Source organism: Pectobacterium sp. F1-1, assembly GCF_025643735.1.
Classification (GTDB): domain Bacteria; phylum Pseudomonadota; class Gammaproteobacteria; order Enterobacterales; family Enterobacteriaceae; genus Pectobacterium; species Pectobacterium colocasium.
Genome location: NZ_CP104733.1, coordinates 1069544 through 1094155 on the forward strand (window position 1 = coordinate 1069544; position 24612 = coordinate 1094155).

Sequence of the window (24612 nt, forward strand, 5' to 3'; positions counted from 1 at the left end):
AGATATTGTGGATTTTGCTGTTATCCGGCGTAAAAAATTATGCTGAGGAGATAGTCGGCTTAGGATGAGCCGCAGGGATGCGGCGAAAGCTTGCGCCATGCTGGGAGCATGTCGCAAGCGGTCCGTTAAGCCAGATACCGACGAAGGCACCGCGTAGCGGCATAATTTAGCCAGAAGCCTGGGGTCATGGGGCGAGCGGCGTGTGAGCCGCCCCATGTCGGGCGCGTGCTACTGGGGTAGCATGAAAAATGATGGTATTATTGCGCACGAAACCCTCTCCTGGTCTGCATAAAAAATGTGACTAAGAGACAGGTATTAATAGGGGCACATCGCCCGTCTCTTAATACGGTAGCCTCAGCTGTTGCAGATTGCCATTAAGCGTTAAATCGGTACGCAGCATGGCCACCTGACGGCTGATTAGCGCCATGTCTTTATGCTGTTCCAGCTTCTTACGCCACTTTTCTGGCACGGCATCGAGTTGCTGGTACAGCGCCTCCAGGCTCCCTGCCTGTTGCAAAAGCTGTGCGGCGCTTTTGGGGCCAATACCTGCGACGCCCGGAATTTTACTGCTGCTAATGCCTGCCAGTCCCCAGTAGTCCGTAAGCTGTTGTGGTGACACACCAAACTCTTGTTCGATAAATGGCAGGTCCAGCCAGCGTTTCTGAAAGTAATCCCTGATCTGAATGTGTGGCGCTAATAGCTGACAGTACCCTTTATCGGTCGACACAATGGTTGTTTGATGACCCGCTGATGACAACTTGGTGGCTAGCGTGGCTGCCAGATCGTCGGCTTCATTGCCGGGACTATGCCAGCTTGCTACACCAACTTCGGCAAACGCCGCTTTAATCTGCGGGAGTTCTTGTTTCAGATTATCTGGCATTGGCGTGCGTCCTGCCTTGTAGTCAGGCAGGAGCTGATGGCGCCAACTGGTCACACGACCTTCATCATCAAACTCTTCATGATCAAAAACGGCAACGGCGTGCGTAGGCTGGCTGTGTTGTATGAGTTGCTGCAATGCATGTTGGCATGCTGTGATACAGGGAGAACCTTGTACCGCATGAATGCGACGTATCAGATTGAGCGCGTCAATAATCAGCAAATGGACGGGCATCGCGTAATTCCTGATGTAATAAGCGGGGGAAGCTGGGCTCCCCCCACATAGGTACGACCGAGCGGTGAACCGTTAGGAGCAGATTTCGTAGCAGGGGATATAGGCGCTGCCGGGCAGCTTCATGCGCTGTTGTGCGACAAAGCCCTGTAACAGCGTATCCATGCTTTTCATCATCTGCGGGTCGCCATGAATTTTGTACGGCCCACGTTGTTCAATCGCCTGAATGCCGACTTCCTTCACATTACCGGCCACAATCCCAGAGAACGCCCGGCGTAGCGCGGCAGCCAGTTCTTCAGCCGGCTGGTTCGGATGCAGGTTGAGATCGGCCATATTTTCATGTGTCGGCTCGAAGGGCAGTTGCAGATCGGGAGCGATGCGCAATGACCAGTTAAAGCTGTAGGCATCGCCCGTGTGGCGGCGGCTTTCTTTCACCTGCGGCATCGCTTTCTTCATCTGGCGGGCGACTTCCGCAGCGTCATTAATGATGATCGAGTAGTAACGGCGCGCCTGACGACCCAGCGTGCCCACAATGAATTCGTCCAGCACGCGGAAATAGTCTGCGCTTTCTTCGGGCCCGGTGAGGATAATCGGCAACACTTGCTCGCTGTTTTCCGGGTTCATCATGATGCCCAGCAGATAGAGGAACTCTTCCGCCGTTCCGACACCACCAGGAAAAATAATGATGCCGTGTCCGATACGGACAAAAGCTTCCAGACGCTTTTCGATGTCCGGCATAATGATCAGTTCATTGACCAGCGGATTCGGCGGTTCGGCCGCAATGATGGACGGCTCGGTCATACCAATGAAACGTCCTTCTTTATAGCGTTGCTGTGCGTGACCAACGGCGGCACCTTTCATTGGCGCTTCCATCGCACCCGGACCGCAGCCCGTACAGATATTCAGTTCACGCAGGCCGAGCTGGCTGCCCACCTTACGCGCATACTGGTATTCGATTTCATTAATTGAGTGGCCACCCCAGCAAACCACCATGTTCGGCTCTTCCCCGACGTGGAGCGCCTTGGCATTACGCAGGATAGAGAACACCAGATTGGTGATATGGGAGGAATTTTCCAGATTCAGGTTCTGGTAGCGACCTGCGCTGGCGATTTGGCCGTTGACGAAAAGAATGTCGCGCAATACGGCGAACAGGTTAGCTTGCAAAGCGCGAATGATGTTGCCGTCAACGAAAGCATCTTCCGGCGGGTTCACCAATTCCAGTTTGACACCGCGCTCACGGCGCAGCACGTTGATATCAAAATCTTCATAACGAGACAGCAGTTCTTTACTGTTATCTGTCTGGCTACCGGAATTCAGTACGGCGAGGGAACAGTTGCGAAACAAACGGTAGAGATCGCTGCTGGCTGTGCTTTTCAGCATGTCGACTTCCAACTGCGATAACAAATCCATCGATCCCAATGGGCTGATATGTGTAATCAATTTTGCTCCTTGAAACGCAATATAATTCGCGATGCCATGCTGGCTGCTGAGAGCACGTTCCGTCGCTACACGCTCGACGTTTCAGCAACACGGCACGAATGTCATTCATTTTAGACGCGACGCGAAACGTCATACGTTAAATACCGCGAGCCTAAATGAAACCTACTTGAGTACCGTTCAGACGTTATGGATCTTTTGTTGTCTGGCACACCACCTTAACGCGCTGCCATCATTTTTTCCAATGTTGGCAGCAGTCTGTCGCCTAACTTGCGTGACGCTACGCATCTTACTGTACGAGCCTGTGATTTATCGGTTGGTTACTGGCGTGGCAGGCGTCCATTTGGCGCGTTAAACGGGGTGTTACTGCGCCACGGGTTGATATCCAGCCCGCCGCGTCGGGTATAGCGGGCATAAACGCTGAGTTTTTCCGGTTGGTAATAGCGCATGATGTCGTTAAAAATTCGTTCCACACACTGCTCATGAAATTCGTTATGATGACGAAACGAAACAATGTAGCGCAGCAGTGCTTCGCGGTTAATGCGTTTGCCGCGATAGTGGATCTGTACAGAGCCCCAGTCGGGCTGATGGGTGATCAAACAGTTGGATTTCAGCAGGTGGCTGACCAGTGTTTCTTCAACGACAGGTGCGTCCTGTTCGTTTGTCGCCAGATAATCGGCGTTGAAATCGTAGCTGTCGATCTGAATGTCTTGATCGTCGATGCACTCGCCTGTGAATCCTGCTAGCGGCTGCCTTTCAAGCTCGCTGAGTTTGAAAAGCGTGATGCTGACATCCCCCTGAGCGCAGTGCGCCAGATCCTTGGCTAACGTTGCGCGTACGCTTTCCCAACTGTCGAATGTCGTCTGATTAAAGCTGTTCAGGTACAGCTTAAAACTTTTTGATTCAATCAGATTCAGGCTTTCCGCATTGAGATGCATTTCACCGACGGCCACCTGAGGCACGCCGCGGTTGTTCAGCCAGGAAAGCTCGTAGAGCGTCCAGATATCTGCGCCATGAAAAGGCAGGCTATCAGGATGAATACCCAGTGGATCGCGGTTCAGGCTACGTGGCACGGGTTGGAGAAGGGCGGCATCATAGCGATCGTGATAGGGAGTGGGTTTGCCCAGTGTCAGCCCGCTCAGGGCCTGATGCTTGTCATAAACGGACATGCTGTTACCTTGATGTGATAAGCGTGATGGCGAATAGTGTAACCTGACTAAAAGAGTGATGAGAAAAATTATGGAGCATGAGGTCGTTTCGGCACTGGCGGCGTTTACCCAGCGCTATGTTGACTGCTGGCAGCAGGAGAAGGGGCATTTGCCCGCCAGTGAAGCCCTTTACGGCATACCTTCCCCGTGTATTGTCGAAAATCATGAAGATACGGTTTACTGGTCGCCGCAGCCTTTTGCTCCTTCAGCCGCATTGGATGGCGTGGAACGTGCACTGGAAATCAGCCTGCATCCTGATGTTCATGCTTTTTACACCGCGCAGTATGCTGGGGATATGGCGGCGCAGTTTGATTCGCTCTCCTGTCAACTGTTGCAGGTGTGGAGCGAGGAAGATTTCACCCGCATGCAGGAGAATCTGATTGGTCACTTGTTAACTCAGAAACGCCTTAAGCTGACGCCAACGCTGTTTTTAGCAACGACTGATTCTGAGATGACAATGGTGTCGTTGTGTAATATTTCTGGTGAAATCATCCTGGAAGAGTTCGGTACGAAAAAGCGTCAGATTTTAGCGCCGACGCTGACAGCGTTTCTTTCTAACCTGAACCCGTTAGCGGTCTAATGGTTAATCGAATTTCACTTTCGGCTTTGTGAGAGATCTCTTACATTTGCTGTAAGAAATGTCTTATCTTTAATGTTGAAAATATGTTTCATTTTTATTTTTCCATTATTAATTAGAAAATTACAATAAAAAATTACCGTATCGCTTAAGGGGTGTTGAGAAACATTGTCAATTACCCCTTGCTGAAAGCTGACAATTAATACATCTTATTACTTAAGTTAGTAACCGGTTACAGTGTGTGTAATGGTGACTATCGGTAACAAAATAGTGTTACTGCACTCGGGTTGTTTTCAGGACGAAACGTTGTTTCAGGAAGAGACACAGTTTCAGGATGAAACACTGTTTTAGGGATAAAGATTGTTTTAGGAAGAAACACTCGTTTCAGGAAGAAGCGCAGTTTCAGGAAGAAACACGGTTTCAGGATGAAATCAGGGACACCTCCAGGAAGGAGACCGAGAGCCGATTAGGAATATCGGTGGGGCAGGAGCCTAAAGGGATTTAGTCACGGAAGATACAGGATGGAAACGTCAGGAAGAAAGTAGGACGCCAGCAAGGATTGTGGGTCAGGGAGACCAAAAAGGAAAAGTTTTCATGGATGAGCAGGGATGCAAATGTGTAGCGGGATAGCTATAAAACGAACCGGGGGTACTGAGCAATCAGTACCCCCACTTTTTTGCCTGTAGTATGGGGAACTGAGGCTGTCGCCGATAGCCTGTGGTCAACATGCGGCGATTGGGTCAGGCTGATATCAATGCTATGCTTTGCCGCCATTACTGTTGGCTTCAAGGGCGAGAAACCGCATGAGTAGAGAGAACCAGGTTCGTCAGTCATTATTCGATATTGAGCGCGCATTGAGAGAAAGTCCTTTCTGGCAGGTTGTTCCGCCAGAAGATGAGGCGTTTAACAGCACTGAGCCTTTCAGCCTGGATACCATGAAACCCGAAGAGTGGTTGCAGTGGGTCTTTTTGCCGCGCATGCATGCTTTGTTGGATAGCGAATTAGCGCTGCCCGCTGAGCTGGCTTTGCTTCCTTATTTTGAAGAAGCGTTGGAAGGTACGCCAGAAGAGACGTCGGCGATCCTGTTGCGTATCGGGCTACTCGATGAGCTATTCCGCCCGGATGCACAGGATGGCGCAGTACACGATGCTTGAGATTATTTATCAGGATGAGCATCTGGTCGCCGTCAATAAACCCAGCGGCTGGCTAGTCCACCGTAGCTGGCTGGATCGCAAAGAAAAAGTCGTGGTGATGCAGACCGTGCGCGATCAGATCGGCCAGCACGTCTATACCGTGCATCGTCTCGACAGGCCGACATCCGGCGTGTTGTTGCTCGCGCTGTCCAGCGAGGTGGCGCGTGCGTTATCCCAGCAGTTTGAATCACACCAGATGCAGAAAATGTATCATGCCGTGGTGCGGGGCTATGTGCTGGATAATGGCGTGATTGACTATGCGCTCACCGAAGAACTGGACAAGATCGCCGACAAGTTTACGAATCCTGATAAGGCACCGCAGCCTGCTGTCACGCATTATCGTTCTTTGGCGCAGGTCGAAATGCCGGTTGCCATCGGGCGTTACCCAACGGCACGCTACAGTTTGATGGAACTGAAACCGCAGACAGGGCGGAAACATCAGCTCCGTCGCCACATGTCACATATCCACCACCCGATTATCGGCGATACCGCGCACGGCGACTTGCGACACAATCGCGGTATGGAATCGCACTTCTCCTGCGGCAGGCTCATGCTACATGCCAGCGAGTTGCAGTTGAATCATCCAGTGAGCGGGCAGCCATTGACGTTGCAGGCTCGCTGGGATGCGCCGTGGCAGGGCGTGATGACGCAGTTTGGCTGGCAGGGGATTCTCCCTGAATTTGAAGGGGTTGAGTTTCCTGCCGACTCAGGTCAGGATAGCGAGCATTTCGTTGGGTAATATCTGCCGTATAACGTTTATATCAAACCTATTTATATCAAATACATCGAATTAAAAAGGGAGTCAGAAGCATGGCGCAGATTGGTATTTTTGTCGGTACGGTCTACGGGAATGCATTGCTGGTGGCTGAAGAAGCCGAAAATATCCTCAGGGATCGTGGCCATGAGGTTAAGGTCTTTGAAGATGCCACGCTGGAATCTTGGCTGGATTACCGCGAGCATACGGTTTTAGTGGTCACGTCGACGACGGGACAAGGCCAACTGCCTGACTCTATTGTTCCGCTCTACGCTGCACTGCGTGAGAAAGGCGGCTACCAGCCCGCGCTGCGCTATGGGGTGATTGCGTTAGGCGATAGCAGCTACCCGAATTTCTGCGCAGGCGGTCATCTTTTCGATGCGCTGTTGCAGGAAATCGGTGCTAAGCGCCTGGGCGACGTGTTGGAAATTGATGCCGTCGAGCATCCAGAACCGGAAGTGATGTCATGTCCGTGGGTTGAAGGATGGGCTGATTTGGTTGATGCGCAGTGATGCTGTGCTGAAATGAGAAACGGGAGCCTGTTGTGCTCCCGTTTTCGTTGCGACCTATTAGCGATGACCGTGTTTAGCGACTCTTGGTCAGCTTCTCTAAATCCGCTTCGATTTCGGTAATCTTGTTGGACACAACACTTTCCAGATGACGTAGATCGTCGAGAATTTTGCGTTTCAGATCGACTTCAACCTGTTCCTGCTGGCAGATCTTGTCTAATTCATCAATCACATAGCGCAGATTGGGGCTGATCTCGTTGATCTCTTTATAGCCCTGTCCTGAGTTGTCGGCCACGATGGTCTTACGCTGGCGTGGGTATTTGAACTTCACGCTTTTAGCGAAAAACTCGCCCTTATCTTTACGGAAATAGATCTTCAGGATGTCGTTGTTCGCTTCCTGACGTAGGCTATAGCGATCAATATCATCGGGATTGGTAATGCCCAGGCTTTTTAGATTGTCATACATAGCGTCACCTTCTCGGTTTCTATAGAGTCCTGATTATCATGCCAGCGAGAACCTACGCTGTTTATACCCGTCATACTTCAAGCTGCTTGTGCGTTGGCTGCCTTTACTCACCCCAGTCACTTACCTGAGTAAGCTCCTGGAGATTCGCGCAGTTGCCGCCTTCACGCAACTCGAATTATTTAGGGTATATACCCGTCATACCGAAGTATTGAGGGAACATATAAATAACTTATCGTTCGAACATAAAAAAACGGCGGGTGATTAACCCGCCGTTTCTCGTTTAGTCGATAGAGCGTAATAACTCATTGATACCCACTTTACCGCGGGTTTTCGCATCCACTTTCTTCACGATGATGGCGCAGTACAGGCTGTGGCTACCGTCTTTGGACGGCAGGTTGCCGGAAACCACAACGGAGCCTGCGGGTACGCGACCGTAGTGAATTTCACCGGTTTCACGATCGTAAATACGCGTGCTTTGGCTGATGAACACGCCCATAGAGATGACGGAACCTTCCTCAACCACAACGCCTTCCACGACTTCAGAACGCGCACCGATGAAGCAGTTATCTTCGATGATGGTTGGGTTCGCCTGTAACGGCTCCAGAACACCACCGATGCCGACGCCGCCGGACAGGTGAACATTTTTACCGATCTGAGCACAAGAACCGACGGTTACCCAGGTATCCACCATGGTGCCTTCATCAACGTAAGCGCCGATGTTGACGTAAGATGGCATCAGTACGGTATTACGTGCGATATAGGCACCGCGACGCACGCTGGCTGGTGGAGCAACGCGCACGCCTTCACGCTGGAAACGCGCTTCATCATAGTCAGCGAATTTCATTGGCACTTTGTCGAAAAAGCGTGTTTCTCCACCTTCGATAAGTTGGTTATCGTTAATGCGGAAAGAGAGCAGCACGGCTTTCTTCAGCCACTGATGGGTAACCCATTGGCCGTCGATTTTCTCTGCAACGCGCAGGGCGCCGCTATCCAGCAGGCTGATAGCCTGATTGACGGCTTCACGCGTAACGGTATCTGCATTTGCCGGAGTGATTTCAGCGCGGCGCTCGAAAGCCGTCTCAATGATGTTCTGTAGTTGTTGGTGCATCCTGATTTCTCTTTCCTGATTGTAAAAATTAACTCAATGGTACTTTATCGTTTGGGTTAAGGGCTTCTGTCAACCGTTCTTGCAATTTAAGACGTAATTCCGGCTTTAATGCCCGCCTGTCGCTGTCAGCCAGAATGAAAAGATCCTCTACCCGTTCGCCGATGGTGGAAATGCGTGCGCCGTGCAGCGACAGGTTGAGATCGGCAAAAATCTCACCGATACGTGCCAACAGCCCTGGTTGATCGAGCGCGCTCAGCTCCATATAGCTGCGTCTGTCCGTATGTGTCGGCAGGAAGTTGACTTCCGTTGGCACGCTGAAGTGGCGCAGTTTAGGTGACGGTCGCCGTACGCGCGGGTGTTGATAATGCCGTTGTGTCAGTGCTTGTTCCAGCGCGTGACGTATCATTTCATGCCGATCCTGCGCCAGCGGGCTGCCGTCAGGTTCCAGCACGATGAAGGTATCCATCGCCATACCGTCGCGGCTGGTAAAGATTTGCGCGTCGTGCACGCTGAGGTTGCGTCGATCTAACTCACCGGCGACCGCCGCGAAAAGATAAGGCCTGTCCGGGCTCCAGATAAAAATCTCTGTGCCGCCACGGCTGGCTTGATGGCTGATGAGCACCAGCGGTTTGTTGACATCATGCTCCAACAGGTGACGCGCGTGCCAGGCCAGCTGGTTTGGCGAGTGGCGCAGGAAATAATCGGCTCGACAGCGGCTCCAGATGTGGTGCAACGCTTCTTCGTCAATATTATCCATCCGCAGCAGCGCCAGCGCCTGCAAGCGATGATGACGGACGCGTTCGCGTAAATCCGGCGTATTTTGCATACCACGGCGCAGCTGTTTTTCTGTCGCAAAATAGAGTTCGCGCAACAGGCTTTGCTTCCAGCTATTCCACAGCGTTTCATTGGTGGCGCAGATATCCGCTACTGTCAGGCTGACCAGATAGCGCAAGCGGGTTTCGCTCTGCACTTCGGTAGCAAATTGCTGAATGACGGTGGGATCCTGAATGTCGCGACGCTGTGCGGTGACGGACATCAGCAAATGGCAGCGCACCAGCCAGGAAACCAGTTGAGCTTCGCGTGAATTCAGCCCGTGCAGCGCGGCAAATTCCAGCACGTCCTGTGCGCCCAGTTCGGAATGATCGCCCCCACGGCCTTTTGCGATGTCGTGGAACAGGGCGGCCAGCAGCAATAATTCAGGCTGGGGTAGGCGAGGGTAGAGTTCTACGCACAGCGGATGCTGCGGTCGCGTCTCCTCATCGGCGAAGCTTTCCAGTTTGAGCAGGACGCGAATGGTGTGCTCATCCACCGTATAGGCATGGAACAGATCGAATTGCATCTGACCGACAATATTCCCCCACAGCGGCATGTACGCCCACAGCACGCTGTGGCGATGCATTGGCAGCAGCGCACGGCTCACCGCATGTGGGTGGCGCAGAATATTCATGAATAGCTGGCGCGCTTCTGGAATGGTGCAGAGTGGGCTGGCGAGGTGACGACGTGCATGGCGCAGTTGGCGCAAGGTAGTGGAGTAAATGCCGTTGATGTCGCGGTTGCGCACCATCAGGTAGAACATGCGCATGATGGCTTCCGGCTTTTTGATGAACAGGTTTTCATCGCGCAGGTCCACCAGATTACCGCGTAGCTGGAATTCATCGTCAATCGGACGAGGTTTCTCACTCGCATCCAGTGCCAGAATGGCTTCGTCAAAGAGCTGCAACAGCATCTGATTCAACTCGCTGACGCGGCGCGTCATACGGTAGAAATCCTTCATCATGCGCTCTACTGGCGTGTTGCCTTCACCCCGATATTGCAACAGCTGTGCGACGTTAAGCTGCCTGTCGAACAGCAGTCGGTTGTCGTAACGTGGCAGGATCAGATGCAGGGCGAAGCGGATGCGCCACAAAAAGCTTTGGCATTCATTCAGCTCTTTACGTTCGGCTTCGGTCAGGAAGCCGAACCCCACCATCTCATTCAGCGACGTGGCACCAAAATGGCGTCTCGCGACCCACAGCAACGTGTGAATATCGCGCAGCCCGCCCGGACTGCTCTTGATATCGGGCTCCAGATTGTAGCTGGTGCTGTGATAGCGTTGATGGCGTTCCTGCTGTTCGGCGATTTTTGCCGGAAAAAACGTGGATGATGGCCAGAATTCATCACTGAATACGTGTTTTTGCAGCGTGAGAAACAGGGCGACGTCGCCGCATATCATGCGCGATTCGATCAGATTGGTTGCGACGGAGATATCGGCACGTCCTTCCTGTAGGCACTCTTCCAGCGTTCTGACGCTATGGCCGACTTCCAGTTTCAGATCCCACAGCAGGGTGATGAATTGACCGACACGCTGGGAATGTTCCTCACTTAGCGCCGTCTGGCTTAAGACCAGCACGTCGATGTCGGAGAGGGGGTGCAGTTCACCGCGGCCATATCCGCCTACAGCGACCAGCGAGGTCTGGGCGATATTTTCAAAGCCGTAGAAGTACCACAGCCGCTGCAACAGGCGATCGATAAACAGGGTTCTGGCATCTATCAGCTTTTCTGCGCTGACGCCGGCGCGGAATTCTGCACCGAGCCAAAGCTGAAACAGTTCTAATTGCTGTTTCAACGTCTGACAATCCAACATGTCATCCGCATAGGTCAGCGGTGACGCAGGAAGCTGTACTGATGCAGTGGTGTCTATAGGGCTGTCTGGTGAGGACGCGTCAGGTGGTGTATTGTCTGGCGAAAAGCGGTTATCTGTCATAGCGCAGCCCATAAAAAAACGCAGAGCGCGTTTTTCAACGTCGCTTGCGGCGGCCCGTAGGGGGGCGTGCTTTCTGCACGCCATAAAAAAAGCCGGCATCTGCCGGCTCAGTGTTTACTCTTCATGCGTGATGATGTTGGGGATGGTCTCATCCTTTCGCAACGTCATTATTTCGCAGCCGTTATCGGTTACCACAATAGTATGCTCGTACTGTGCCGACAAGCTGCGATCTTTGGTTTTTACCGTCCAGCCGTCTTTCATCGTGCGAATACGGAAATCACCGGCATTAAGCATGGGCTCGATCGTAAATGCCATACCCGCCTGCAACACCACACCGCCGTCATCGGCATCATAGTGCAGAACCTGCGGCTCTTCATGGAAGCCTTTACCGATACCATGACCGCAATATTCACGCACTACGGAGAAGTTATTCCCTTCAGCAAACTGCTGGATAGCTTTACCCAACGTACGCAGGCGAATGCCGGGTTTAACCATTTTCAGCGCCAGATAGAGGCTTTCCTGCGTGATGCGACAGAGGCGCTCGCCCAGAATGGTTGGCTTGCCTGCGATGAACATTTTTGAGGTATCGCCGTGGAAGCCGTCTTTGATGACGGTGACGTCGATATTGACGATATCGCCATCCTTAAGGATTTTGTCGTCGCTCGGAATACCGTGACACACCACTTCATTGACGGAAATACACACGGATTTCGGGAATCCATGGTAGCCCAGGCTGGCGGAAATGGCCTGCTGCTTGTTGGTGATGTGATCGTGACAGATTCTGTCCAGCTCGGCGGTGCTCACGCCCGGCACCACGTGGGGTTCGATGATTTCCAGAACTTCGGCAGCCAGACGGCCAGCGACGCGCATTTTTTCGATGTCTTCAGGAGTTTTAATTGAAATTGCCATGGGTGGTCGTCCGCAGGTGTCATTTAAGACACGAGAATTAAGATGAATAACTAATAACTTATGTTACCAGTCCTGCCGCTGGCTTGCCAAACTATCATTCTGATTCGTAGACGATGGAATAACAAATGTTGGTGTCGCTGGGGGATTTATGGTATAAAGCGCGCCGATGATCCGGCTGGATATCGGTTATACGGTACTCAACCACATCGACTAAACTCACTTTGTGTAAATAACACACACATGTCGGCACGTTCGCCGGGGTGCTCCTGAGGTGTTTCACCGGATGGGGTCGGCGCAATGGGACATGTGGAGGCATAACCCCATACTTAATTAATAGAGGTAATCATGGCAACTGTTTCCATGCGCGATATGCTCAAGGCTGGCGTACACTTTGGTCACCAGACCCGTTACTGGAACCCGAAAATGAAACCATTCATCTTCGGTGCGCGTAACAAAGTTCACATCATCAACCTTGAAAAAACTGTACCAATGTTCAACGACGCTCTGGCTGAGCTGAGCAAAATTGCTTCTCGCAAAGGCAAAATTCTGTTCGTTGGTACTAAACGCGCAGCAAGCGAAGCGGTAAAAGATGCAGCCAACAACTGCGATCAGTTCTTCGTGAACCATCGTTGGTTGGGCGGTATGCTGACTAACTGGAAAACCGTTCGTCAGTCCATCAAACGTTTGAAAGATCTGGAAACCCAATCTCAAGACGGCACGTTCGACAAGCTGACCAAAAAAGAGGCGCTGATGCGCACTCGTGAACTGGACAAGCTGGAAAACAGCCTGGGCGGTATCAAAGATATGGGCGGTCTGCCAGACGCGCTGTTCGTTATCGACGCCGATCACGAGCACATCGCCATCAAAGAAGCTAACAACCTGGGCATTCCAGTATTCGCCGTGGTTGATACCAACTCCGATCCAGATGGCGTTGACTACATCATCCCTGGTAACGATGACGCAATCCGTGCAGTTAGCCTGTACCTGAGCGCTGTTGCTACTGCTGTCCGCGAAGGCCGTTCTCAAGATCTGGCTGTGCAGGCAGAAGAAGGCTTAGTAGAAGCTGAATAATAAGTCTGGCTCGTTGAGCCCTTATTAACCAGGTAGTACTAGTTTGGTTAGGGGCCTTTTTATGGCCCCTTTTTCACTTTTAAAGCTGTTTGGTCGTGACGACCAGGCAGAGCAAATCTCCCGAGGATTTTAGAATGGCTGAAATTACCGCATCACTGGTAAAAGAGCTGCGTGAGCGTACCGCTGCGGGCATGATGGAATGTAAGAAAGCGCTGGTTGAAGCTAACGGCGACATCGAGCTGGCTATCGAAAACATGCGTAAATCCGGCGCAATCAAAGCGGCGAAGAAAGCAGGTAACGTTGCTGCTGATGGCGTAATCAAGACTAAGATCGACGGTAACTACGCTGTGATCCTGGAAGTTAACTGCCAGACCGATTTCGTTGCTAAAGATGGTGGTTTCCAGGCCTTTGCTGACAAAGTGCTGGACGCGGCTGTTGCAGGCAAAATCACTGATGTTGAAGTGCTGAAAGCACAGTTCGAAGAAGAGCGTGTTGCGCTGGTTGCGAAAATTGGTGAGAACATCAACATTCGCCGCGTTTCTGCTCTGGAAGGCGAAGTTCTGGGTAACTACCAACACGGTGCGCGCATCGGTGTTCTGGTTGCTGCTAAAGGTGCTGACGAAGAGCTGGTTAAACACCTGGCTATGCACGTTGCTGCAAGCAAGCCTGAATTCGTTAAGCCGGAAGACGTGTCTGCTGAAGTGGTAGAGAAAGAGTACCAGGTTCAGTTGGAAATCGCGATGCAGTCTGGTAAGCCGAAAGAAATCGCAGAGAAAATGGTTGAAGGCCGCATGAAGAAATTCACCGGTGAAGTTTCTCTGACTGGTCAACCTTTCGTTATGGATCCAGCCAAGTCTGTTGGTCAGCTGCTGAAAGAGCACAATGCTGACGTAACTAACTTCATCCGTTTCGAAGTGGGTGAAGGTATTGAGAAAGTTGAGACTGACTTTGCTGCTGAAGTCGCAGCGATGAGTAAGCAGTCTTAATCAGTAAAAAAAGAGCCGCCAGTTGGCGGTTCCTTTTTATCCAGCCCAAAGAGTTTCAATACGCTTGGCTTCCTGCATTCAGATAGGGGGCCGGGTGGAATAGTTTTGATTTTACAACCCCCCAATACGACGACAGCCTGTAGGATAAGAACACCATGGCAACCAATGCAAAACCCGTCTATCAACGAATCCTGCTGAAGCTCAGTGGCGAAGCTTTACAGGGAACTGAAGGTTTTGGTATCGATGCGAGCATTCTGGATCGCATGGCTCAGGAAGTGAAAGAACTGGTTGAGTTAGGCATTCAGGTCGGTGTGGTTATCGGCGGTGGTAACCTGTTTCGTGGCGCGGGTCTGGCTAAAGCGGGTATGAACCGCGTTGTGGGCGACCACATGGGAATGCTGGCGACCGTCATGAATGGTCTGGCAATGCGTGATGCGTTGCACCGTGCCTATGTGAACGCTCGCCTGATGTCCGCCATTCCCCTGAATGGCGTCTGTGACAATTACAGCTGGGCGGAAGCCATTAGCCTGCTGCGTAATAACCGCGTGGTGATTTTCTCCGCCGGGACAGGTAACCCTTTCTTTACCACGGATTCTGCGGCTTGCCTGCGCGGCATTGAGATTGAAGCGGATGTCGTATTGAAAGCGACAAAGGTCGATGGCGTCTATTCTGCCGATCCGGTAAAAGATCCTTCAGCAACGTTATACGATTCGCTGACCTATCAGGAAGTGCTGGAACGTGAGCTGAAAGTGATGGATCTTGCTGCGTTTACGCTGGCACGCGACCATAATTTACCGATTCGTGTTTTCAACATGAACAAACCGGGCGCACTGCGCCGCGTTGTCATGGGTGAAAAAGAAGGGACGTTAATCAGCCAGTAACGTCAATTATGGGGTAATATATTGTCAGTATTGCTCCATACGCCAGCCAAGCGCTGGCATTAATTATTCACCGGATCGTGTACTGACATGGTCCGCCAGGCAACCAGTTTTCAAGGGTTCACAACGTGACTAATGAAATCAGAAAAGATGCTGAAACGCGCATGGACAAATGTGTTGAAGCGTTTAAAAACCAGATCAGCAAAATCCGTACTGGCCGTGCATCGCCTAGCATTCTCGATGGCATTCAGGTTGAATACTATGGCAGCGCAACGCCACTGCGTCAGGTTGCTAACGTTGTCGTAGAAGACTCCCGCACGCTGGCGATTACGGTATTCGACCGTACGCTTGGCCCGGCGGTTGAGAAAGCCATCATGGCCTCCGATCTCGGCCTGAACCCGTCTTCTGCTGGCACCGTCATCCGTGTTCCGCTGCCACCATTGACGGAAGAACGTCGTAAAGATCTGATCAAAGTCGTGCGCGGCGAAGCGGAACAAGGGCGTGTTTCTGTACGCAACGTGCGCCGTGATGCTAACGACAAACTGAAAGCGCTGCTGAAAGATAAAGCGATCAGTGAAGATGAAGAACGTCGTGCTCAGGATGATGTGCAGAAACTGACTGACAACTTCATCAAGAAAGTGGATACCGCACTGGCAGAAAAAGAAGCGGAGCTGATGGAGTTCTAATCAGCCTGTTGAATATTGCGTCGCAGGAAATGTGTGGGCTTGCCCCTTTTTTCCGGCGGCGCTTTATTTTTTTATGCAAGGAATGGGTGAAGGCCAGCCCCTCTGAGCAGTAAACAATTTTTTGCTATATATATGACTGCGACTGTGATCGATAGCAGAGATATATACCCCAAATAATTCAAGTTGCAGGAAGGCGGCAAGAGAGGGAGTCCCGATGAGCTTACTCAGGTAAGTGATTCGGGTGAGTGAACGCAGCCAACGCACCTGCGGCTTGAAGTATTACGGGTATATCATGGGAATCGTCTCAGACTCGTGTACCTTCCTGTCATCAAATCCGGTTATTCAGAGCATTTTTAATGAAGCAACTGACAATTCTTGGTTCCACTGGCTCTATTGGCGTCAGTTCTCTGGCCGTCATTAAAGCCAATCCTGATAAGTTTGCCGTACGCGCATTATCCGCTGGGTACAACGTCAAGCTGATGCTGGAGCAGTGTCTCACTTTCCAACCCGCCTATGCCTCAATGGCGGATGAAGCTTCTGCAATGGCTCTGCGCCAACAGTTGGCGGAATACGGCTGCAAAACGGAGGTTTTGGCTGGGGAGCAGGCGGCGTGTGAGCTTGCCGCGTTGGATGGCGTCGATCAGGTCATGGCCGCGATTGTGGGGGCCGCAGGATTATTGCCGACGCTGGCGGCAATTCATGCTGGAAAACAGGTCTTGTTGGCGAATAAAGAATCATTGGTTACCTGTGGGCGTCTCTTTATGGACGCGGTCGCGCAAAGTGGCGCGCAGCTCTTACCGATTGATAGCGAGCATAATGCGATTTTTCAGAGTTTACCTGAGCAAATTCAGCGTCAGTTAGGCTACGCTTCATTGTCGCAGCATGGTGTTGAACGTATTGTTTTGACGGGATCTGGCGGACCGTTTCGTGAGACAGCGGTGTCGGCGCTGGCGGACATGACGCCGGATCAGGCGTGTGCGCATCCAAACTGGTCAATGGGGCGCAAAATTTCGGTTGATTCCGCCACGATGATGAACAAAGGGCTGGAGTATATCGAAGCGCGCTGGCTGTTTAACGCTTCTGCTGAGCAGATGGAAGTCATTATTCATCCGCAGTCAGTGATTCACTCGATGGTACGTTACCGTGATGGCAGCGTTCTGGCTCAGTTAGGATCACCTGATATGCGTACGCCGATTGCCCATGCGATGGCTTATCCCGAGCGTGTGACATCGGGCGCAAAAACGTTAGATTTTTGCCAGATCGGCGCGCTGACATTTTTGGCGCCGGACTATGCGCGCTATCCTTGTTTGCAGTTGGCAATTGATGCCTGTAATCATGGTCAGTCAGCCACGACGGCATTGAACGCCGCGAATGAAATTGCGGTAGCGGCATTTTTGCAGTCGCAGATTCGCTTTACGGATATTGCGGCGGTAAATCGGCATGTTATTGAACAACTTACATTACCAGAACCCGCCAGTGTTGATGATGTTCTTGACATCGATCGCTGGGCTAGACAGGCCGCAGCACAGATCCTGACACACTACGCGCGATAGCCGGATAGACCCGTGGCACAATTTGTTCATGTGCGGTGGAGGTGGTATAGTCTGCGCCACTCAGTGGTTGATTATGCGAAAGTTGTTTAATCGACCGTGAAGCTAAGCCGTGATCGTTCACGGCTTTTTTTGCGCTAACGGGGTCTGATGTTACGGAAGGACTGTTGTATTTCTTGCTTGAGGAAATAAGTACGCGTTATGCCGTCCGATAATCAAAAAAATACTCACGATCTGCCACCCGCCGGACCGCGGCATGTTGCCATTATCATGGATGGCAATGGTCGCTGGGCGAAAAACCGGGGGAAAATGCGGATTTTTGGCCATCAGGCTGGCGTAAAGGCTGTGCGACGTTCAGTCAGTTTTGCAGTAAGCCAAGGGCTGGACGCACTAACGCTTTATGCATTTAGTAGTGAAAACTGGAACCGTCCGGCGCAGGAAGTTTCCGCACTCATGGAACTGTTTGTTCGGGCGCTGGACAGCGAAGTAAAAAGCCTGCACAAGCACAATGTTCGCTTAAGGGTCGTCGGCGATATCGGCCGCTTCAGTCCTCGCTTGCAAGAGCGTATCCGCCGTTCGGAGACGCTGACGGAAAAGAATCAGGGGCTCACACTGAATATTGCCGCGAATTATGGCGGTCGTTGGGATATTATTCAGGGAGTACGGCAACTTGCAGAGCAGGTGCAGGAAGGCATTCTGCGTCCTGATAGTATTGATGAAGCATCATTATGTCAGTACATCTGTCTGCATGATCTGGCTCCGGTTGATTTGGTGATCAGAACCGGTGGAGAACACCGCATCAGTAATTTTCTTCTGTGGCAAATTGCTTATGCTGAACTTTACTTTACTGATGTCCTCTGGCCTGATTTCGATGAACAAGTCTTTGAAGGTGCGCTGAATGCTTTTGCACAACGCGAGCGCCGCTTCGGGGGAACAACACCTATCGATGCTGATGCATCCTAGGGGGAACTTTTGCTGAAGTATCGCCTGATTACTGCTTTTATTTTGATCCCGATTGTTATTGCGGCGCTTTTCTTGCTGCCTCCTCTGGGGTTCACGCTTGTTACGCTGGCTGTTTGTATGCTGGCGGCATGGGAGTGGGGTCAACTGGCGGGGTTTGCCTCTTATGGTCAACGCCTGTGGCTCGCTATTCTATGTGGTTTCTTGCTGGCGCTGATGCTGTTGTCGCTCCCGGCCTACCATTATTCCGTGCATATTCCACAGATCAGTATCGCACTCTGGTCATCGCTGGCGTGGTGGAGTGTAGCGCTGCTGTTGGTTCTGTTCTATCCGGCTTCTGCCTCATTCTGGCGCCATTCGCGCGCATTGCGGCTTGTGTTCGGCATTATGACGATTGTGCCGTTTTTCTGGGGCATGGTCGCGCTTCGTCATTATCATTACGCGATTAATCCGTTTACGGGGGCCTGGTGGCTGCTGTACGTCATGCTGCTGGTGTGGGGAGCGGACAGCGGTGCCTACATGTTCGGTAAACTTTTTGGCAAGCGTAAACTCGCGCCAAAAGTGTCGCCGGGCAAAACCTGGGAAGGCTTTCTCGGCGGTCTGGCGACGTCGGCGCTCATCTCCGTGCTGTTTAGCCTCTACGCACCATTAACGGTCGCCCCATCGACGTTGCTGATGTGTTCTATCGCTGCGGCGTTGGCTTCGGTACTGGGTGATTTGACGGAAAGCATGTTCAAACGTGAGGCGGGCATCAAAGACAGTAGTCATTTGATTCCGGGACACGGTGGTGTGCTCGATCGTATCGACAGCCTGACGGCTGCGGTTCCTGTATTCTCTTGCCTGATGCTGCTGCTGTTTAAAGTGGCTTAGAATAAAGCGGTAGAGCTATTTATGCTGAGTTTTCTCTGGAATCTTGCCGCGTTTATCATCGCACTGGGTGTGTTGGTCACCGTCCATGAGTTTGGGCATTTCTGGGTGGCTCGCCGCTGTGGTGTGAAGGTCGAACGCTTCTCCGTTGGCTTCGGGCGCGCAATATGGCGTCGTCGCGATCGTACCGGTACAGAATTTGTGATTGCGCTGATCCCGCTTGGCGGCTACGTCAAGATGCTGGATGAGCGCGTCGACGTAGTTGCGCCAGAATTCCGCCACCAATCCTTTAACAGTAAAACAGTCTGGCAGCGTGCGGCTATCGTTAGCGCTGGCCCGATTGCCAATTTCCTGTTTGCCATTGTGGCGTACTGGCTGGTGTTTATTCTCGGCGTGCCGGGCGTGCGTCCGGTTGTGGGTGAAATACTGCCCAACTCCATCGCGGCGCAAGCGGAAATGTCGGCGGGAATGGAACTAAAGTCAGTAGATGGTATCGAAACGCCTGATTGGGATACTGCGCGTCTGGCGTTGATCGGTAAAATCGGTGATAGCGAGGTTGTGATCGGAACCGCTCCATTAGGCTCTGATCGCGTCGTTCAGAAAACGCTGGATTTACGTGATTGGCAGTTTGAGCCTGATAAGCAAGATCCTGCCGCTTCGCTCGGGATTATTCCGCGCGGTCCGCAAATCGAGCCAGTACTGCATCAAGTGCAGGCGGGGTCGGCGGCGGAAAAAGCAGGTTTGCAAGTCGGAGACAGGATCGTTAAAGTCGACGGGCAGGTGCTCGCGCAATGGCGTGATTTCGTCATCGCCGTGCGTGATAATCCCGGACAATCTATTGCTCTGGAGGTGGAACGGAACGGTGCAACAGTACCGTTGACGTTAACGCCAGACAGCAAATCTGTGGGGAGTGGCAGAGTTGAAGGGCTGGCGGGCGTTATGCCAAGTGTGACGCCACTGCCTGAAGAATACAGGACTGTGCGCCAGTATGGGCCGTTTAGCGCAATCTACCAGGCAACAGATAAAACCTGGCAACTGATGAAATTGACCGTCAGTATGTTAGGGAAACTGGTTATGGGTGATGTTAAGCTGAACAACCTGAGTGGTCCCATTTCGATTGCTCAGGGCGCAGGAATGTCAGCAGATTATGGATTGATTTATTACCTGATGTTTTTGGCCTTAATCAGCGTCAATTTGGGGATCATCAATCTGTTCCCTCTGCCGGTATTGGATGGTGGACACCTGCTCTTTCTTGCGGTTGAAAAGCTGAAGGGTAGGCCGGTTTCTGAGCGTGTGCAGGACGTTAGCTATCGCATTGGTACAGTATTGCTGATGTTGTTAATGGGACTCGCACTTTTCAATGATTTCTCTCGTCTCTAGGCGCGGGATTAGGTTAGGAAAAACGCATAACAACGATGGCGATCAAAAAGTTGCTCATAGCGTCGCTGCTGTTCAGCAGCGCAACCGTATACGGTGCAGACGGGTTCGTGGTGAAGGACATTCATTTCGAGGGCCTGCAAAGGGTTGCCGTCGGGGCGGCATTACTTAGTATGCCAGTCCGCGTTGGTGATACCATCGGTGACGATGATATCGGTAACACCATCCGTGCCTTGTTTGCGACCGGAAATTTTGAAGATGTTCGCGTCCTGCGCGATGGCGGAACGCTGATTGTGCAGGTGAAAGAACGTCCGACAATCGCCAGCGTCACGTTTTCCGGCAATAAGTCTGTTAAAGACGATATGCTGAAAGAGAACCTTGAGGCCTCCGGCGTGCGCGTCGGTGAAGCGTTGGACCGCACTGCGCTCACCAGCATCGAAAAAGGACTGGAAGATTTCTACTACAGCGTGGGTAAGTACAGCGCATCGGTTAAAGCCGTTGTCACGCCACTTCCACGTAACCGTGTAGACCTGAAACTGGTCTTCACGGAAGGCGTTTCCGCCAAGATCCAACAGATTAATATTGTCGGTAACAAAGCGTTCAGCTCCGACGAATTGATCTCCCGTTTCCAACTGCGTGATGAAGTGCCGTGGTGGAACGTGGTTGGCGATCGTAAATACCAGAAACAAAAACTGTCTGGCGACCTGGAAACCCTTCGGAGTTTCTATCTGGATCGCGGCTATGCGCGTTTCAACATCGATTCTACTCAGGTGAGCCTGACGCCAGATAAAAAAGGTATCTACATCACCATCAATATGACGGAAGGCGAGCAGTACAAGCTGTCCGGCGTGACGGTGAAAGGCAATCTGGCTGGCCACTCTGCGGAAATCGAAGGATTGACGAAGATTGAACCGGGTGAACTCTACAACGGGACGAAAGTGACCCGCATGGAAGAGGACATCAAGAAACTGCTGGGTCGTTATGGCTATGCCTATCCGCGCGTGGTAACGCAGCCGGAAATTAATGATGCAGACAAGACGGTGAGATTAAACATCAACGTTGATGCTGGTAACCGTTTCTATGTTCGTCATATCCGCTTTGACGGCAACGACACGTCGAAAGACGCCGTTCTGCGTCGTGAAATGCGCCAGATGGAAGGTGCCTGGTTAGGCAACGATCTGGTTGAACAGGGCAAAGAGCGTCTAAACCGACTGGGCTTCTTTGAAAGCGTTGATGTGGAAACGCAGCGCGTTCCCGGTGTCGCCGATCAGGTTGATGTCACGTATAAAGTCAAAGAGCGTAATACGGGGACATTCAACTTTGGTGTCGGTTTCGGTACAGAAAGTGGCGTGAGCTTCCAGGCTGGGGTTCAGCAGGACAACTGGCTGGGAACGGGTAACTCCGTGGGTATCAGCGGGACGAAAAACGACTACCAGACGTATGTTGAACTGTCACTGACCGATCCGTACTTTACCGTCGATGGCGTCAGCCTCGGTGGCCGCATCTTCTATAACAAATTTGAGGCCTCTGACGCCGATTTGTCCGACTATACCAACGTGAGTTACGGCGTTGGCAGCACCCTGGGCTTCCCGATTAACGAGAATAACTCACTGCGTGTCGGTCTGGATTATGTCCATAACGATCTGTCGGATATGAGACCGCAGGTGGCGATGTGGCGTTATCTGGATTCCGTGGGGGTTAATCCATCTGTGGTTGAGGAAGGTAATAAATCTAGCGCTGACTTCAAAGCGAACGATTTCTTCCTGAATACCGGGTGGTCGTATAACAATCTGGATCGTGGCTACTTCCCGACGAAAGGAACACGTGCGTCCGCGAATGCCAAGATCGCCGTGCCGGGCTCGGATAACGAATACTACAAGCTGACGTTTGATTCGGCGAGCTACTATCCATTGACCGAGAGTGGTAAATGGGTCGTGATGGGTCGTACGCGTGCGGGCTTTGCAGATGGCATTGGTAGTAAAGAAGTGCCGTTCTACGACAACTTCTATGCGGGTGGTTCCAGCACGGTGCGTGGCTTCCAGTCGAACACCATTGGTCCTAAAGCCGCCTATTATAAGTGCCCTGCGAGTCTTGTAGGTTCTGGCTCTGGTTCTTATTCTTCTTGCCCGATTGATTCAAGTAATCTGGATGACGCTGTGGGCGGTAATGCGATGGCGGTGCTGAGTGCGGAACTGATCGTGCCGACGCCGTTCATCAGTGATAAATACGCGAGCTCTGTCCGTACGTCCTTCTTTGTGGATGGCGGTACGGTATGGGATACCAACTGGGAAAATACACCTGCAACGATTGCAGCAGGCGTACCGGATTATAGCAAAGCGAGCAACTTCCGTATTTCCAGCGGTATCGCATTGCAATGGATGTCTCCGCTTGGGCCATTGGTCTTCTCCTATGCCCAGCCGGTTAAAAAGTACGATGGAGACAAGTCGGAACAATTCCAGTTTAACATTGGCAAAACCTGGTAGTGTGACGTCAATAGGTCGTATGCAGGGAATGTCGCATCGTTGTTCATGGACATGAATGGTTGGACATAAACCGTTCATGTCATGGCGCGATGCCCATAATTAAAGTGTTAAGACACAAATAGGTTAGGTTGAGGAGTTTATAGTGAAAAAGTGGTTATGTGCCGCAGGCCTCGGTTTAGCATTGGCTGCTTCAGCCAGCGTTCAGGCTGCTGACAAAATTGCCGTTGTTAACGTCTCCAGCATTTTCCAACAGCTGCCGCAGCGTGAAACCGTTGGCAAACAGCTGGAAAACGAGTTCAAAGGCCGTGCTTCTGAACTGCAATCTATGGAAAACGATTTACAGGCCAAGATGCAGAAGTTGCAGCGTGATGGTTCTACCATGAAAGCGAGCGATCGCAGCAAAATGGAGAAGGACGTCATGGCACAGCGTGAGCAGTTCTCTACCAAAGCGCAGGCTTTTGACCAGGACAACCGCCGTCGTCAGATGGAAGAACGTAACAAAATCCTGAGCCGTATTCAGGATGCCGTGAAAGCGGTTGCAACCAAAGAAGGCTATGATGTTGTGATTGACGCTAACGCTGTTGCGTATGTCGCCAATGCGAAAGACATTACTGCCGATGTGCTGAAACAGGTTAAATAAACCATGTATTCAATTCGACTGGACGCGTTAGCTCAACAGTTGGATGCACAATTACACGGTGATGGCGATATCGTCATCACCGGTGTTGCTTCTATGCATTCGGCAAAAACTGGGCAAATTACGTTTCTTTCCGACAGTCGTTACCGTGAGCAACTGGCTGGGACGCAAGCGTCAGCGGTGGTGCTGACGGAAGCGGATTTACCTTACTGTCAGGTTGCTGCGCTGGTAGTGAAGAATCCCTACCTTACCTATGCGCGGATGGCGCAACTGCTGGATACCACGCCGCAACCGGCCACTAACATTGCGCCGAGCGCGGTTATTGCGCCAGACGCGACGCTGGGTCAGCAGGTGTCCGTTGGTGCAAATGCCGTCATTGAATCTGGTGCACAGCTGGGCGATGGTGTTGTTATTGGCCCCGGCTGCTTTATCGGTAAAGATGCCCGCATTGGCGCGGGTACCCGTTTGTGGGCAAATGTAACGATTTATCACCGCGTTGAGCTGGGTGAACATTGCCTGATTCAGTCGGGAACGGTTATCGGTTCAGACGGTTTTGGCTATGCCAACGATCGCGGTAACTGGGTGAAGATCCCGCAGTTAGGAACGGTCAGAATTGGCGATCGGGTTGAGATCGGCGCAAGCACGACCATCGATCGTGGCGCGTTGGATGATACGGTCATTGGCAATGGTGTTATCATTGATAACCAATGTCAGATTGCGCACAACGTCGTGATTGGCGACAATACCGCGGTAGCGGGTGGCGTCATTATGGCGGGGAGCTTGAAAATTGGTCGTTATTGCATGATCGGTGGTGCCAGCGTCATTAACGGGCACATGGAGATCTGCGATAAAGTGACGGTAACGGGAATGGGGATGGTCATGCGACCTATCACAGAACCTGGGGTATACTCTTCGGGCATTCCTTTGCAACCCAACAAAGTATGGCGTAAAACCGCAGCGCTGGTGATGAATATTGATGAGATAAGCAAACGGTTGAAAGCCGTTGAACGAAAAGTCGATAACGTTTAATCACTCGCGTTTTTATTTGCGGCCTGCCTGAAGACACCTAATTTAGGGTCTGTGCAGGCCGTGTTGTTGATGGCAT

22 protein-coding genes are annotated in these 24612 nt (G+C 51.8%); 15 read left to right on the forward strand and 7 right to left on the reverse strand.

What is annotated here, in order from left to right:
* Window positions 1-340: 340 nt before the first annotated feature.
* The 3 genes from xni to queF all read right to left on the reverse strand — a co-directional run bounded on the left by xni (window position 341) and on the right by queF (window position 3714).
* Window positions 341-1111 (reverse strand): flap endonuclease Xni, encoded by a 771-nt coding sequence (gene xni / locus NAL19_RS04675; protein WP_225087138.1) that lies wholly within the window; start codon window positions 1109-1111, stop codon window positions 341-343.
* A gap of 72 nt (window positions 1112-1183) precedes the next feature.
* A complete protein-coding gene (ppnN, locus tag NAL19_RS04680; RefSeq protein WP_225087139.1) occupies window positions 1184-2548 on the reverse strand; it encodes a nucleotide 5'-monophosphate nucleosidase PpnN in 1365 nt (454 codons plus the stop codon).
* Between the two features lie 317 nt (window positions 2549-2865).
* On the reverse strand, window positions 2866-3714 hold the full coding sequence (gene queF / locus NAL19_RS04685) for an NADPH-dependent 7-cyano-7-deazaguanine reductase QueF (protein ID WP_263058898.1): 849 nt from the start codon (window positions 3712-3714) through the stop codon (window positions 2866-2868).
* 70 nt (window positions 3715-3784) lie between these two features.
* Between queF and syd the strand changes: the two genes are divergently transcribed.
* The 4 genes from syd (at window position 3785) to NAL19_RS04705 (ending at window position 6789) form a co-directional block, all read left to right on the forward strand.
* Complete coding sequence (syd, locus tag NAL19_RS04690; RefSeq protein WP_225087141.1) at window positions 3785-4333, forward strand: SecY-interacting protein; 549 nt, start codon at window positions 3785-3787, stop codon at window positions 4331-4333.
* Between the two features lie 800 nt (window positions 4334-5133).
* Window positions 5134-5484 (forward strand): YqcC family protein, encoded by a 351-nt coding sequence (locus NAL19_RS04695; RefSeq protein ID WP_263058899.1) that lies wholly within the window; start codon window positions 5134-5136, stop codon window positions 5482-5484.
* Window positions 5477-6262: a tRNA pseudouridine(65) synthase TruC gene (gene truC / locus NAL19_RS04700; RefSeq protein ID WP_263059661.1), complete on the forward strand. Its 786-nt coding sequence runs from the start codon at window positions 5477-5479 to the stop codon at window positions 6260-6262. Before NAL19_RS04695 ends, truC begins: the two co-directional genes overlap by 8 nt.
* A gap of 71 nt (window positions 6263-6333) precedes the next feature.
* On the forward strand, window positions 6334-6789 hold the full coding sequence (locus tag NAL19_RS04705; protein WP_225087142.1) for a flavodoxin: 456 nt from the start codon (window positions 6334-6336) through the stop codon (window positions 6787-6789).
* A 73-nt stretch (window positions 6790-6862) separates the two neighbouring features.
* Here the strand turns inward: NAL19_RS04705 and NAL19_RS04710 are convergent, their stop codons facing one another.
* From NAL19_RS04710 to map, 4 genes are all read right to left on the reverse strand, one after another.
* The gene (locus NAL19_RS04710) at window positions 6863-7252 is read right to left on the reverse strand and encodes a DUF3461 family protein (protein ID WP_225087143.1); all 390 of its coding nucleotides are present in this window, start codon (window positions 7250-7252) and stop codon (window positions 6863-6865) included.
* A gap of 280 nt (window positions 7253-7532) precedes the next feature.
* Window positions 7533-8360 (reverse strand): 2,3,4,5-tetrahydropyridine-2,6-dicarboxylate N-succinyltransferase, encoded by an 828-nt coding sequence (gene dapD / locus NAL19_RS04715; RefSeq protein ID WP_225087144.1) that lies wholly within the window; start codon window positions 8358-8360, stop codon window positions 7533-7535.
* A gap of 28 nt (window positions 8361-8388) precedes the next feature.
* Window positions 8389-11103 (reverse strand): bifunctional uridylyltransferase/uridylyl-removing protein GlnD, encoded by a 2715-nt coding sequence (glnD, locus tag NAL19_RS04720; protein WP_225087145.1) that lies wholly within the window; start codon window positions 11101-11103, stop codon window positions 8389-8391.
* A gap of 114 nt (window positions 11104-11217) precedes the next feature.
* Window positions 11218-12012 carry a type I methionyl aminopeptidase gene (map, locus tag NAL19_RS04725; RefSeq protein ID WP_263058900.1) on the reverse strand — a complete coding sequence of 265 codons (795 nt, stop codon included), beginning with the start codon at window positions 12010-12012 and terminating at the stop codon, window positions 11218-11220.
* Window positions 12013-12357: 345 nt separating this feature from the next.
* Between map and rpsB the strand changes: the two genes are divergently transcribed.
* The 11 genes from rpsB (at window position 12358) to lpxD (ending at window position 24536) form a co-directional block, all read left to right on the forward strand.
* A complete protein-coding gene (gene rpsB, locus NAL19_RS04730) occupies window positions 12358-13083 on the forward strand; it encodes a 30S ribosomal protein S2 (RefSeq protein WP_010284816.1) in 726 nt (241 codons plus the stop codon).
* 134 nt (window positions 13084-13217) lie between these two features.
* Window positions 13218-14069, forward strand: a complete 852-nt coding sequence (tsf, locus tag NAL19_RS04735; protein WP_225087147.1) for a translation elongation factor Ts — start codon at window positions 13218-13220, stop codon at window positions 14067-14069.
* Window positions 14070-14224: 155 nt separating this feature from the next.
* Complete coding sequence (gene pyrH, locus NAL19_RS04740; RefSeq protein WP_012773631.1) at window positions 14225-14950, forward strand: UMP kinase; 726 nt, start codon at window positions 14225-14227, stop codon at window positions 14948-14950.
* A 125-nt stretch (window positions 14951-15075) separates the two neighbouring features.
* Window positions 15076-15633, forward strand: coding sequence for a ribosome recycling factor (frr, locus tag NAL19_RS04745; protein WP_012773632.1), 558 nt, complete (start codon window positions 15076-15078; stop codon window positions 15631-15633).
* 356 nt (window positions 15634-15989) lie between these two features.
* The gene (gene ispC / locus NAL19_RS04750) at window positions 15990-17186 is read left to right on the forward strand and encodes a 1-deoxy-D-xylulose-5-phosphate reductoisomerase (RefSeq protein WP_263058901.1); all 1197 of its coding nucleotides are present in this window, start codon (window positions 15990-15992) and stop codon (window positions 17184-17186) included.
* A 198-nt stretch (window positions 17187-17384) separates the two neighbouring features.
* Window positions 17385-18146, forward strand: a complete 762-nt coding sequence (ispU, locus tag NAL19_RS04755) for a (2E,6E)-farnesyl-diphosphate-specific ditrans,polycis-undecaprenyl-diphosphate synthase (protein ID WP_263058902.1) — start codon at window positions 17385-17387, stop codon at window positions 18144-18146.
* Window positions 18147-18155: 9 nt separating this feature from the next.
* Entirely contained in the window at window positions 18156-19013 is an 858-nt protein-coding gene (cdsA, locus tag NAL19_RS04760; protein ID WP_263058903.1) for a phosphatidate cytidylyltransferase, read from the forward strand.
* A 21-nt stretch (window positions 19014-19034) separates the two neighbouring features.
* The gene (gene rseP / locus NAL19_RS04765; protein ID WP_263058904.1) at window positions 19035-20390 is read left to right on the forward strand and encodes a sigma E protease regulator RseP; all 1356 of its coding nucleotides are present in this window, start codon (window positions 19035-19037) and stop codon (window positions 20388-20390) included.
* 35 nt (window positions 20391-20425) lie between these two features.
* Window positions 20426-22870 carry an outer membrane protein assembly factor BamA gene (gene bamA / locus NAL19_RS04770; RefSeq protein WP_263058905.1) on the forward strand — a complete coding sequence of 815 codons (2445 nt, stop codon included), beginning with the start codon at window positions 20426-20428 and terminating at the stop codon, window positions 22868-22870.
* Between the two features lie 142 nt (window positions 22871-23012).
* Window positions 23013-23510: a molecular chaperone Skp gene (gene skp, locus NAL19_RS04775; RefSeq protein ID WP_180742185.1), complete on the forward strand. Its 498-nt coding sequence runs from the start codon at window positions 23013-23015 to the stop codon at window positions 23508-23510.
* Window positions 23511-23513: 3 nt separating this feature from the next.
* Window positions 23514-24536 carry a UDP-3-O-(3-hydroxymyristoyl)glucosamine N-acyltransferase gene (lpxD, locus tag NAL19_RS04780; RefSeq protein ID WP_263058906.1) on the forward strand — a complete coding sequence of 341 codons (1023 nt, stop codon included), beginning with the start codon at window positions 23514-23516 and terminating at the stop codon, window positions 24534-24536.
* The last annotated feature ends 76 nt before the right edge of the window (window positions 24537-24612 follow it).